Origin of the sequence: Algoriphagus chordae (assembly GCF_003254055.1) — a bacterium.
GTDB classification, from domain to species: Bacteria; Bacteroidota; Bacteroidia; order Cytophagales; family Cyclobacteriaceae; genus Algoriphagus; species Algoriphagus chordae.
In genome coordinates this window covers 1-13,603 of record NZ_QKZT01000036.1, presented here as the reverse complement: position 1 = coordinate 13,603, position 13,603 = coordinate 1, and the positions used below count along the sequence as shown (strand labels likewise).

General features: G+C 40.6%; 7 protein-coding genes. 6 read left to right on the top strand and 1 reads right to left on the bottom strand.

What is annotated here, in order from left to right; all coding sequences use genetic code 11:
• The first annotated feature begins 303 nt into the window (after positions 1-303).
• The 6 genes from LV85_RS21840 (at position 304) to LV85_RS21810 (ending at position 11,502) form a co-directional block, all read left to right on the top strand.
• Positions 304-1,098, top strand: coding sequence for an SDR family NAD(P)-dependent oxidoreductase (locus LV85_RS21840; protein ID WP_111323449.1), 795 nt, complete (start codon positions 304-306; stop codon positions 1,096-1,098).
• A 255-nt stretch (positions 1,099-1,353) separates the two neighbouring features.
• Entirely contained in the window at positions 1,354-3,564 is a 2,211-nt protein-coding gene (locus LV85_RS21835; protein ID WP_245942402.1) for an alpha-galactosidase, read from the top strand.
• 869 nt (positions 3,565-4,433) lie between these two features.
• Positions 4,434-6,854, top strand: a complete 2,421-nt coding sequence (locus LV85_RS21825; protein WP_245942401.1) for a DUF1549 domain-containing protein — start codon at positions 4,434-4,436, stop codon at positions 6,852-6,854.
• A gap of 453 nt (positions 6,855-7,307) precedes the next feature.
• Positions 7,308-8,738 (top strand): DUF1501 domain-containing protein, encoded by a 1,431-nt coding sequence (locus LV85_RS21820; protein ID WP_111323443.1) that lies wholly within the window; start codon positions 7,308-7,310, stop codon positions 8,736-8,738.
• Between the two features lie 263 nt (positions 8,739-9,001).
• On the top strand, positions 9,002-10,261 hold the full coding sequence (locus LV85_RS21815) for a hypothetical protein (protein ID WP_111323441.1): 1,260 nt from the start codon (positions 9,002-9,004) through the stop codon (positions 10,259-10,261).
• Positions 10,258-11,502, top strand: a complete 1,245-nt coding sequence (locus LV85_RS21810; protein ID WP_111323439.1) for a hypothetical protein — start codon at positions 10,258-10,260, stop codon at positions 11,500-11,502. The genes LV85_RS21815 and LV85_RS21810 overlap by 4 nt, the downstream gene beginning before the upstream one ends.
• A 241-nt stretch (positions 11,503-11,743) precedes the next feature.
• Here LV85_RS21810 and LV85_RS21805 read toward each other — a convergent pair whose 3' ends face one another.
• Positions 11,744-12,904 (bottom strand): cation:proton antiporter, encoded by a 1,161-nt coding sequence (locus LV85_RS21805; RefSeq protein ID WP_245942403.1) that lies wholly within the window; start codon positions 12,902-12,904, stop codon positions 11,744-11,746.
• Between the last annotated feature and the right edge of the window lie 699 nt (positions 12,905-13,603).

Below are 13,603 nucleotides of genomic sequence, written 5' to 3'. Positions count from 1 at the left end.
CTCGTCTGTAGCTTTTCAATATACAACATCCTACCACGTTCCAGAGGAACGTATGGTGACTTCCAAAATCACCTTGACTTTACGATCTCAACAAAATAAATCATGGCTCATAAGCCGTTCGTGACGACACGAACGGAAGCGAAAGTGTATACCGTACTTGATGACAAGAACTGAGAAAGCTGCAACAAAATAAATTTTCCCACATTTTCACTCTCAATCGAATTTTCTTAGCCGCAGTTTAGTTTACACTTGCATGCGGCACTTAGCTGCCTTTCAACTAACCATTTTTAACTCACACCTTCCATGGACTTAAAATTAAAAGACAAAAAAGCATTCATCTCTGGATCCACAGCAGGAATTGGTTTTGCTACCGCAAAGAGATTCTTGGTAGAAGGAGCTACTGTAATCATCAATGGTAGATCTCAGGAAAGCATTGATAAGGCCATCGCAGAACTAAAAACAGAAACTGGATCTGATAAAGTCACTGGAATTCCAGCAGATTTCTCCAAAGTAGAAGAAGTAGACAATTTATTGAAAGCTCTTCCAGAAGTAGATATTTTGATCAATAACGCTGGCATCTTTGAGCCAAAAGCTTTTGCAGATATTCCTGACGAAGACTGGTTTAGATTCTTCGAGATGAACGTCATGAGCGGAATTCGCCTTTCCAGACAGTATTTCCCAAAAATGCTCGCTAAAAACTGGGGCAGAATCATTTTCATTTCCAGCGAATCCGGTGTATTCATCCCTGATGAAATGATCCATTATGGAATGACCAAAACTGCTCAATTGGCAGTGGCTAGAGGTTTGGCAGAACTCACTAAAGGCTCCAATGTCACGGTCAACTCGATTTTACCTGGCCCAACCAAATCCAAAGGAGTTGGCAAATTCATCGAAGACATGTCTGATTCTAGCGGTAAGTCCGTACAAAAAGTAGAAGAAGAATTCTTCCAAGACATGAGACCAACTTCCCTGATTCAGCGATTTGCTACTGTTGAAGAAGTGGCAGACACGGTAGTTTATTACTCCAGCCCCTTGGCCTCTGCTACCAATGGAGCGTCGATCAGAGTAGAAGGAGGATTAGTGAAGTCAATACTTTGATATCTAACAATCCACAGAAACATAGCTCGCCTAGGTCCTTCCTTGCCCATAATCCAGTTTCCTCAAATCAAAATAAACTTGGCAGCTAAGTCATTCGTGATGACACGATCGGCAGCAAGATAAACTGGGGTATAAGCCATTCGAGAAGACTCGAACGGCGGCTTGGTAGGAAGAATTGATAAAGTCAATTATTTAAATAAGTTTTGTCTGGTCGATACAATTATTGTTTATTGACCAGACAAAACCTCTTATAAAATGATGCTGAAGGAAATTTTTGGAAGGCTCTGGCTTTCCACACAAGTATTAGGTCATAGCAAAAGACTCCAAATCTTACCCTTAACATTCCTTTTATTAATTTTTAGCATCAACGCTTTTGCGCAGCAAAGTGAAAATGACTGGCTACTTTTTGACAAATCATATCCAGCCGAATTAATCACTACATCAGAAAATGAGCTCACAATAAGCAATGGACTCGTGCAGCGTAGTTTCTACCTCGCTCCCAATCTAGTTTGCTACGACTTCAAAAACCTAATGAACGGCGAGCAATTGCTACGTTCTGTTCTGCCGGAAGCAGAAGTTACCATCGATGGAAAAAAGTATGTTGTTGGCGGGAAACTCGAGCTTCCTGAAAAAGGATATTTCCTGAAAGAATGGCTGAAGGATCTGGAGAAAGGCCAAAACAACTTTCAATATCAGAGCTATAAAGTCTCCGAAATCACAACACATTTCCCTGCCAAAACTGCCTATTGGACAGGAAAACCCTTGCCTGCAAAAGGAATAAAAATCTCATTTTCTTATACTCATCCTGATTTGGCAGACCTGAAACTGGAGATTCATTATGAGATTTTCGACAATCTCCCATTGATTTCGAAGTATCTGACTATGGAAACTCAGGGGAATAATGCCTATCATATCGATCAGGTAAAGCATGAACTACTCGCGATAGTAGAGGAAGAATCTGCAGTGGTAGGTGCTACTGAAAAGATGAAAAAGCAGCATCAATTGTATGTAGAAAACAACTTTGCATTCAATAACTCTATGCATGCCGAACTGAGCGATCAGGCTTCCCATTGGAAAATGGATTCCAGCTACACCTCACAGGTAAATTACAACTACGAAACCCCTGCTGTTTTGGAAATTTATCCAGAGAAAGGAATCGGGATTTCACTTGAATCTGGTGATCATTTTGAATCTATTCGAAGTTATGAATTGGTGCTAGACAGCTATGATCGGGAGAGAAATGGCTTGGCTAGAAAGAAGATGTATCGCACTATTGCGCCATGGGTGCTGCAGAATCCGATCTTCATGCACTTGGTAAGCAAAAACGATGAGCAGGTAAAAACCGCGATTGATCAATGCGTAGCCACAGGTTACGAGGCATTAATCCTAAGTTTTGGTAGTCATATCAATATGGAGGATGATTCTCCGGAAAATATCGCCCGTTGGAAATCTCTGGCAGATTATGCACATGAAAGAGGAATTAAGATTGGCGGATATTCTCTTTTCAGTTCTCGCAGTATCGACGCCGAAAATGATGTCATCAGCCCAATTACAGGCAAACCGGGAGGAGCGTTCTTCGGAAATGCCCCTTGTTTGGCCAGCGAATGGGGTTTGGACTATTTGGAGAAGCTTAAGGGTTTTTACACAGAAACAGGATTTGATATTTTTGAAAATGATGGACCATATCCTGGCGATGTTTGCGCCTCCACTTCTCACCCCGGACATCATGGTTTAGAAGATTCACAGTGGGTTCAGATGAATCTCCAAAAAGGCCTTTATCATTGGATGAACGGCCAAGGGATTTACATCAATGCGCCTGACTGGTACTTTTTGGATGGCTCACACAAAATCGCTTTAGGCTATCGAGAGGTGAACTTTGCACTCTCCCGTGATCAGCAGAAAATTCTCAATCGTCAAAATATCTATGACGCCACTTGGGAGAAAACTCCTTCTATGGGCTGGGGATTTGTACCATTGACAGCCTATCATGGCGGTGGGCCAGACGCGGTTCTGGAACCACTCTCTGATCACTTAAGCGACTACAAGCAACTGATGATGCAGTATTATGGAGCAGGTGTGCAAGCATGTTATCGAGGGCCAAGATTGTATGACACCGAGGAAACCAAGCAAGTGGTGATCGATGTGATCGACTGGTATAAAGAGTACCGTGACATCCTGAATGCAGACATTATACGACTACGAAGAGCGGACGGTAGAGACTGGGATGGCTGGATGCACGTGGATCCAAAAGGAAAAGAGAAAGGATTAGGCATGCTTTTCAACCCAACTTCAACCCCAATCAAAAAATCAATAAATGTACCGCTCTATTACTCCGGACTTGATCAAACAGCCAAAATCCAAATTGAAGATGGAGCAGCCAAAAGCTATCAGCTCAATCGTGATTACTCCGTTGACATTCAAATAGAAATTCCTGCGGGAGGATATACCTGGTTTGTGGTAGAATGATGTTTTTTTTAACCGCAAAGGTCACGGAGGTTTCGCGGAGCTCGCTGAGACAACATTTGAGGTCTTTTTTTTGACCTCGAAGGTTTTGTCACCCTGAGCGAAGTCGAAGGGTACTAAAATCGCTGAGTATTAAGCAGGATTAAAAATCCGTTGATATTCTTCGGAATTTAGAAGAGCAGGAGTTTCGCCCTTACAGGGCTTCTTTCAAATCTTCATGTGCTTTACCCCCGGCTTTGCCGAGGGTTATGAATTGTTTCAATCCTTCGGATCTTCACAGCGGAAACATGGCTGTTCAGGATTTGTAATCCTGAACCAATATCTCTGGGTTTGTAACCCTTCTGCTCCCATGGCTGAGTATAACTAGGATTACAAACGTTTTGCCCAGTATGCCATTCGTGAGGACACGAACGGCGGTGAGAGATTGCATAATCCCAACATTCAAAATTGCCCCATCGGGGCAAACTATGGGTAGCTTTTGTTGTGTACGAAATTTTGCTGTGCCGTTAGGTACAGCGCTAATTTCATCAATTACCATAGAGTCGTACCTAAAGGCACGTAAGGTTTTCTATTATAAATCTTTACCCATAGTTTGTCTCCGCCTCAGCGGACAGGCACTAAAGGGGCAGGTTGAGAATCCGCGTCTATCTGCGGATCTTTTCAGCGTAAATCTGCGGGCAATAAACCCATTCATCAAATCAACTCCCAAACAGGATAGATTTACCCAACAAAACCACTATTTTTCAACTGTTAGACAAATACCCTGCTCAGAATCAGCAGGTACTAACTCGTTTGAATTACATAGAACTGCATTGAAAAATCAATCACAAAAATCTTCTACTCTATCCTTAGTCTTCCTGTTAATAGACGGTATGATGTTGATTAATTTCTCAGCATTTGCCCAAACCGAAGTAGTAGAAGAACCCACATTCTGGCTTTGGCAGTTTCTAGGAAGACTTCATCCCATGATCGTCCATTTCCCTATTGCTTTGATAGTAGTAGCGGCATTGCTGGAACTCTTTACTTTCGGGAAGTTCAACTCGAAAATCAGGCCCGGAATACTGATTCTAGCAACTATTGGAGCTGTGAGTTCAATCATCGCAGCTCCAATGGGTTGGCTCTTAGCTACGAATGAAGGTACATCTGGTGAACTCCTGGATCTACATCAATGGATAGGAATTGGAACGGCCGTTTTGAGTGCTATTACTTTATTCTTCCTCTCCAAAATCAAAAGCAATCCCATTCCTTCTCAGATAAAAGTTTATAGAGCTAGCCTATTTCTAACTGCCATCTGCGTTTCCGTGGCGGGACATTTTGGAGGATCACTTACTCACGGCGAGGATTTTCTTACGGAAGTTTTACCTATGGGCAATGCCAATGAATCAGAAATTGAAAAAACGCCGATAAATCTAGCTTCCTACAGCTCAGAACTTAGTCCTGAAAAAGAAATGAAACTGATCGGGGAAGTTCGGATGGTCCTAGCTCACAATTGCTACAAATGTCATAGCGGAGCTAAAATCGAAGGAGAATTACGCTTGGATGAAAAAGAGTATGTTTTTGCCGGAGGCGAAAATGGCCAGATTTTAATCCCCGGAAATCCAGGTGAAAGTGAGCTTATACGAAGAATTAACCTGGGCAAAAACCACGACGATGTAATGCCTTCCAAAGGCAAACTACTCAGCAAAGACGAACGAGATTTGATCGCACTTTGGATAGCCAAAGGCGCTCCTTGGCCAGATGGCGCTGCTCAGCAGTCTGTTTACCGAGTGGCAGAATTGGCTCCTCGAAACCCAACTCTCCCAGCTTACAAGGCTGGCTTGGAAAACCCAATAGATCTTTGGGTGGATGAATACTTCCAGGAAAACAAGCTGGAATGGAAAGGAGTTGTGGACGACAAAACCTATCTCCGCAGGATCTATCTCGATATCACAGGAATGATTCCGAGTCCACAGGAATTAGAGGAATTCAGATCTGATTCTAGGCCTGACAAGCGAAGCATCTGGCTACAGAATCTATTGAACCAATCCGATGATTATGCCACGCATTGGCTGACTTTCTGGAATGATGCCTTGCGAAACGACTACACCGGAACTGGCTACATCACCAAGGGCCGATACAATATCACGGACTGGCTTTACACTTCGCTAAGAGACAACAAAGCATACGATCAGTTTGTCAGGGAATTGCTAAATCCCACCGAAAAGTCCAAGGGCTTTATCGAGGGAATTAAATGGCGTGGAACAGTCAATGCCAGTCAGCGAACAGAAATGCAGGCTGCGCAAAATGTGGGGCAGGTGATTTTGGGTTTGAACCTGAAATGCGCTTCCTGCCACGATAGTTTTATCTCAGATTGGAAACTCGAAGAGTCTTATGCTTTCGCCAATATTTTCGCAGATTCTACTCTTGAAGTCAGCCGATGTGAAGTACCTACAGGCAAAATGGCTAAGACTGCAATCCTCTGGGAAGAACTGGGAGATATAGACAGTGTAGCTACCAAAGCGGAAAAACTCAGACAGCTTGCAGATCGATTGGTGCAACCTGCAAATGGCAGAATGTATCGCACGATTGTAAATCGGGTTTGGAAGCAGCTAATGGGACGTGGAATCGTAGAGCCCGTCGATGAAATGGATAACGAACCTTGGAGCCAGGATTTACTGGATTGGCTGGCTTCGGATTTCGTGGAAAATGGCTATAACCTGAAGGAGCTGATTTACCAGATCGCCAATTCAAAAATTTACCAATCTCAATCTATAGGCTACGAAAGCTATGATGCTCTCATGGCTGATGATTACAAATTCAGCGGAATGGTGAGGAGAAGAATGACAGCTGAACAGTTCTCGGATGCAGTTAGTGAAATCGTCTATCCTCTTTTCCCAGACGAAGACATCAAGTACAATCCCTTTGAATTGCAGAAGCCCGAGCATATTACTCCATCTTTTGCGCGAGCATCTTTGGTGGCAAATAATCCTTTTCTCACAGCTTTGGGAAGACCAAATCGTGAGATTGTCTCCACAAGCCGAGAAGCTCAGGGGAGTTTATTACAAGCACTCGAACTTACAAACGGAGAAAGATTGAATACAGCCTTGCAGAAAGGAGCGGAAAAATGGAAGACTCAACTTAGCGATCCTGTTCAGATCACGGAGGAATTATACCTAAAAGCTTTGAACCGAAAACCTAACGAGAAAGAACTGGCGATCGCTAAGACGGCTTTAGGCGCAAAACCAGATGCAGCTAAAATCCAGGATTTATTCTGGGCGGTGATTCTATTGCCAGAGTTTCAGATGGTGGAGTAAAAAAGACGGAAGACAGGAGACAGAAGACGGAAGAGGCATCATTGCGAGTAAGAAAAATTTAGAATTTACAAAAAAGAGGTGACCGTGTCAGCCTGAGCGAAGTCTGTGTCAGGCTGAGCGAAGTCGAAGCCCCTTTTAATACAAGTGAAATATTTGTCCTCGACTTCGCTACCAATGACAGATTGACGAGGACACCGAAAGCTGGTCAGTTCGAGCGGAGTCGAGAACCTTTCGACTTCGCTCAAGGTGACCATGATTATGGTTCCAAACCAAATTACTGTCAGTCCATTTTTGTATGTTCAAAGAATATTTAATACTCGGACAGACACAACATTTGAATACTTAAATAAAAGGCCAATTCTAAAATTTAGGCCACTTCGGTCACCGGTCTTCGGTCTGCTTAAACAAAGAAAAAGAAGGTGCTGACCTCAGTGCCAACAAAAAGAGCACAACATGAAAACACCACTTAACCGTCGAGACTTTATCAAAAAAACCTCTGCAGCTGCCATGGCAACTATGGGAATGGGCGCACCGCTGGCGGGGTTGTTGTCTTCCTGCGGAGTGGATAAAATCCCTGCAACGGCAGATTCGGTGATCTTACTTTTCATGGCTGGAGGAATGGCGCATACCGAAACCTTCGATCCAAAGAAATACACGCCTTTTCGCAAGGGAATGGAATCCAAAGAAGTGCTCAGCACCTTCCCTTCCATCCCGACAGCATTGGATGGAATTCACTTTTCCGAAGGCCTGGAATCCATGGCAAAAATCATGGACAAGGGAACACTGATCCGCTCCTACGTGGCGGCAGATCTGGGACACATTCTGCACACACGCCATCAATATCACTTTCACACCTGCTACGAACCTCCACAATCCGTGGTCGTACCGCATTTGGGTTCTTGGATTTCCAAGGAACTTGGCCCCTTAAACCCAGTGATTCCATCCTTTATCAATATTGGCCAGCGATTTTCGGTGGGCGAGGGCGAGGAACTGAAGGCTTTTCACAGTGCAGGTTTCTTGGGTTCTGAGCATGGACCATTTTTGATTCCGGATCCTTCGGCTGGCTTGGATAGCGTGCGCCCTCCTATCGGCATGTCCACGAGTAGATTTGAATCTAGAAATCAACTCTATGAAAACCTGCTTTCTGCAGGCGCGATGGGCGAGTACGGTTCGGACTATCAAAAAGAATCCCTCAAGCGTTCCATGGAACAGGCTTATATCCTGCTAAATTCCCCGGAAGCCAAGGCCTTTGATCTGAGTCTGGAGCCCAAGGAAAGCTATGACAAATACAACAATGGTAAGTTTGGTTTAGGCTGCCTACTGGCAAAAAGACTGGTGGATCAGGGCGCTCGATACATCACAGTCACTTCCGAGTATGAGCCATTCTTCGGCTGGGATACCCATGACAATGGACATACCCGTCTGAAGGACATGAAGAAGATGATCGACTCCCCTATCGCCCAACTCATCTCTGATCTGGATGAAAGTGGCAAACTGGACAGAACGCTAGTCATCGTAGCCTCTGAGTTTAGCCGGGATATGCTGACCGAAGGGAGACCGGGCTTGAAAGTAAAAGATCAGGTGGACGTGCCGGATATTATAGAAGACATGAAAAACTACGGAATGCACCGGCATTTCACGGATGGCTGCTCCATACTAATGTTTGGCGGGGGCATCAAACGCGGTCATGTCTATGGCAAAACCGCGGATGAACGACCTTGCAAAAGCATAGAAAACCCGATCAAAATCGAAAGCATCCATCAGACGGTTTATCATGCCTTAGGTATAGCTCCAGAGACAAACTACGAGATCGAACAGCGTCCATTTTACACCACGCCCGATGGACATGGGAAAGCGGAGATGGATTTGTTGAGGAAAGGATAAGTTTGTTACGACGACTTTTTCTGAGGAATTTCTTCTATTTTTTAACTATGGGTTGCGGGAGAAGAAAAGAGGGCGTATTTTGAAGAGCTTTTTAAAAGGTCTGAGATAGGTTTTTTAGAGGTTTTCAAAATTTTTGGATAACTGTCGCTTATTTTGATAAAAGGGAATCTGTTAAGTAACCGAAGGAAGCTAAAAGGGATTTCGCTTAATTTAAAATTAACTAGAACTGGTTTACGCATTAAAAAGGAAAGAACTAAGAATAAATGAAATTTAAAATACTTAAAGAGAAAGATTTTGGGAAAGGCAAGTACTGGCTTCTTGCTGAACTTAATCTACTACAATATGTAGAATCTCTTGTCGATGACAACTTTAATTTTGAGGTTCAAAGGAAAATTGTAAAAAACAGATATCTAGATGGATTACTAAACACTATTGAGCTTGGAGAACCATTACCAAATATCACTCTTGCTTATCATGAACCACTTTCACAAATCAAAGAGTCTAGCACTGTAAATCTTATTGATAGTAAATTAGACATTCTTGATGGACTGCAACGAACCTATAGACTCTGGGCATTCTGGAAAATTTATATCAAAATTAAAGAGAACAATTACAATAATTTAAAAGATGCCATCTTAGGAATTAAATCATCATATCCTCAATTCTTTGAAAATGGAATTGTTGACTCCAAATTTTTTAAATACAACTTCCCTGAAGGAAAAACTAATATAGACTTTCATAAGAAATACTCTACCTATACTTTATACTTCACCATATGGTCAAATCTCTCTGAACCTGATTTAGTAAAAAAAATGCTAGTGCTAAATGCTGGACATAAAGCTGTATCCACACAACATCAGTTTGAGATCCTATTTTTGAACTTATGGAAATCCTTAAACAACGAACTCGTAAATATAAGAGTAATTAGAGAAAAAGAAATTGATTTTAATTTAATCAAAAGAGGAGAAAGAAAACCAGGTGAATACTTATTCTCTTCAATTATCACCTCTCTTATGTCATTAGTTCTAGCTAAGCCTCAAAGAATTAGTAGTGATATAATATATCGTTATGATTTAATCAATGAAAATGATGAAGGTAATTCACTTCAGTACACTGAATTAATTTTCAACAGTGAATTCATTAAAAAACTATTAAAAAAATTGTTTGCAATTGATAGTGAGATGAGCTCAGCTTATGGAAAAGAAGGCCTAGCATGGTTTGGAAAAGACACTACTTTAAATGGAGTATTTGCTGGAGTTGGTGTTTATTTAAATTTAAATTCTTCCGACCAAATAGATGGTTTAGATGAAAAAATTCTTGAATCTTTTGAGGAATTAAAAACATCCTTAACCAAGGAATTAAACCTTAATAAATTTAATGCTGAATACGATAGTCTCAGCGGAAGGTCAGTAAATATTGGAAATCTTATACGATCCGTTGTTATGAACTACACAATTCATAAACTAAAAAAAGAAAGTACGAATTGGATGTCATTGTTTAATCAAGAAATGAAGAAGAAATGAGTATTGAACAATGTGCAAAAGACTTCTTAAAGCGACTATCATTAGAGTTAGATATTTTTGACGCAGATTTAGAACTGTCATATGAAACAGATCTCTTAGGGGTGGTCATTAATAACTTTAAACTTAAAGCACCTGAAAGTGTTGCAGTTATGGCGATAACAAACAGTTTGGAGGGCTTAACCACTGACACAACAATTGATTTAACTGATGACATTAACACTTATATATCTCTGAAAAGCGTTGAAATATCATATTTATCAAGAAAAAAAGAAACAAAATTCCGAATACGAAACTTTGCATTGGCCTCTCCAATCGGAGCAATAATACCAATCAAATACATTGAAAACAATGATCCTTATAAAATTTCACAGGCTGAAAAAGATAATATAGAGAGAAAATTTAGAGAAGTAATCCTGTTCTTCGGTAAGAACACGATTACACAAGACGAATTCTCCGGATTTTTCAGTAAGGTTATCTCTGGAGCAAAAAATACAGTAATCGCAGTTTACAATTCGACTAATAAAAATTTTGTAAATTTATATTCTAAAAGCTACTTCCTTTATTTGTTGAAAGGAAATAGAACGCTATTTCCTCAAGACGTAATTCATGACTATAAGGTTGAGTCATCTTTAATATCATCAGTTAACACATCAACAAATGACTTTACTCAATTTTTTGAAGTTTATGATGTTATAGATGAATATCATCATGCAAACGACATACTAGTCAAGTATTTGAAATTATATCAAGTTATAGAATATTTGATTACTAGAACGCTATTGGTGAAAATCCAAGGCAACAGTTCAAATCAAAATCTATTTTTGCGAGAAATGACCAGCTTAGCTAAATATGATGACTTTGATAAATCTAACTTCAAAACTGTTTTTAAAACAAACGAAGTCGATTTAGGAAATTGGTTTAAACTCAAACTATCTACTAATGCAATCTTAAAAGCAACTGTTGAAGAATTATTATACCCAAACGAATCTAAAACTATAGACACCACTAATAACGGTGCTATATATAATGCCCTACTTATTCTCATTTACAAGTTGCGGAACACGGTTGTACACAACAAAGAAAGTGAGATTCATTTGACAATTCATAACATTAAGCTTAGACCTGAGTTATTAAAACTCATTAATGACCTTCTGTTAAAACTTGAACTAATCCTATTCAAAAAAGTGGTTGATTTTGAAGATGTCATTACTTATAAAGGAAAGAACTTAGCGCTATATTAAACTTAGCATGTCTCATTTACTCCCCTCTGAGCGTAGACAAAGCGTTGAAGTCACTAGGCGTAGTTTGGAACTACGCCTTCCTATCCTTATCAATTTGAAATTGATTTTAATATAAGGATGAAGTTGCAAACTTCACACAGCATACACCACTAAGCGTAAACTAGGCGTTGAGGTTGCTAGGTAATCCCGTACAGTAGTCGGGAGTAATTACATACCTATGGGCAGGCCACTCCATTTTCTGTCAATCGCCAATTTTTTTCATAGCCATACTTGCGGTAAGTCCATGAATCAAAATAGACAAAGCAACCATCAGCGATACCATAGACCAAAGCTCATCTTTATTATCAAATTCTGCTTCATGAAAGGCAAATGCCAGATAGAAAATTGACCCTAAGCCCCTGATACCGAAAAAGCTGATTGTAATTTTTTCCCTGTTTGATATGGCTGCTCCCTGTAAACTTAAGTACCCTACTACCGGCCGGATCACCAGTAAAAATAATAAAACGTAAAACACCATATTCCAACTTAGGTTCTCCAGCACTCCTAATGAGATAGCCCCTCCAAAAAGCATCAAGAGTAGGACTACAAATATCCTCTCGATCTGATCTGTAAACGAATGCATGGACTCATGGTACTCGTGATCTTTTTCATAGCTACGAAGAGCTAATGCGCATATAAAAACGGCTATAAAACCATATCCATGCAATAATTCTGTAAATCCATACACGAACAAAGTCATTGATAGCGCAACGAATCCGTCCAATTTCTCCAAAAACTTATACTTTTTAGAGAAAGTAAATAGTAAGTAACCCACTGCCTTGCCCAACAAAAAACCTAAAACTAATCCTACTACGATTTGATAAACAAAATGGTAGGAAAACCAACTCCACAGCGTATCATCACTGCCAGCACTGATTGAGGCAACAGTTATAGCTAGCCAGGTAAATGGAAAAGCCAATCCATCATTAATTCCAGCTTCGGCGGTTAAGGCAAATTTTGTTTCCGGATCCTTCTTTTCGTTTGGCGCACTTACTTGAACATCCGAAGCGAGCACTGGATCAGTAGGCGCTATTGCTGCCGCCAATAAAAGGGACGCGGCCAGGTTCAGGCCTAGCATAAAATAACCCAACAAAGTGGCAATCACAATCCCTAGGAGCATAGCTACAAATACCAACCGCAATGGCAGACTCCAATTTTTTAAAGAAAAAGTACGTCTTATTTTCAGTCCAGCACCCATTAAAGAAATAATAACTATCAATTCTGTCAAGTGCAGAACGGCAGATTCATTCTCTTGGGGAAGGGGATTTGGTAGATAATCAGGGAAAAGCCAATAAAGTAAAATACCCGCAGCCATGTAAAACACCGAATAAGACACCTTCAGTTTCTTGGAAACAAAAGGCATCCAAGCCATAGAAAAAGTCACGAGCCCAATGATAAAAAGCGAAACAATAAATGAATTCATAAGTAGTAGTTTATCAATGTTATTGGGTTCAAAATCTGCATGGCAGCAAGTAGGCTATTAGAAAGAAATTTTTCGCTATACTTTATACAATTATTGAATATCTTATGCTGGTATGTGGATCTGGAAATAGTTAAAGGCAAATTTTTAGCCAGCTTAAAAGATTGTTCTGCAGGAAGATTTTAGGCAATTGATGATACTCTGCGGGTCAAATACTGCTTAATATGTTGCTAAATATCCCACAATCTTTTTTTTCTACCGGAAGTGCAGCGAACAACAAAATGATTAGTCCAAGCTATAGAGCAACTAGGACTTTACCGAAAAATTACTACTTAACTGAGTTCTAGTTGTTGCTTACCTATTTTTGTATTTAGTAAAGGTCTAGGTGCTACTCTTAAAAAAAGGCACCCCCACTGAGCGTAGAATAGGCGTTGAGGTCACTAGGTGAAGATTGGATCTACACCATAATATCCCTATCAATTTGAAAGTGATTTAATATAAGGGTGAAGTTATTAATTAACCAACTAGTTTAGTTAGCACATTTCCCAATCTATAGGACAGCCCTTAAATTATTCGGTTTCTGAGGCGAAGTTCGGAACGTTAAGAAATTTGGCTAGCTCGCGAGTTCCGAGCGAGATCCGC

Excerpts from the sequence above, each read along its gene's own strand:
- LV85_RS21840 (WP_111323449.1), top strand. The coding sequence starts at position 304 with ATGGACTTAAAATTAAAAGACAAAAAAGCATTCATCTCTGGATCCACA.
- LV85_RS21835 (WP_245942402.1), top strand. The coding sequence starts at position 1,354 with ATGATGCTGAAGGAAATTTTTGGAAGGCTCTGGCTTTCCACACAAGTA.
- LV85_RS21825 (WP_245942401.1), top strand. The coding sequence starts at position 4,434 with ATGATGTTGATTAATTTCTCAGCATTTGCCCAAACCGAAGTAGTAGAA.
- LV85_RS21820 (WP_111323443.1), top strand. The coding sequence starts at position 7,308 with ATGAAAACACCACTTAACCGTCGAGACTTTATCAAAAAAACCTCTGCA.
- LV85_RS21815 (WP_111323441.1), top strand. The coding sequence starts at position 9,002 with ATGAAATTTAAAATACTTAAAGAGAAAGATTTTGGGAAAGGCAAGTAC.
- LV85_RS21810 (WP_111323439.1), top strand. The coding sequence starts at position 10,258 with ATGAGTATTGAACAATGTGCAAAAGACTTCTTAAAGCGACTATCATTA.
- LV85_RS21805 (WP_245942403.1), bottom strand. The coding sequence starts at position 12,904 with ATGCCTTTTGTTTCCAAGAAACTGAAGGTGTCTTATTCGGTGTTTTAC.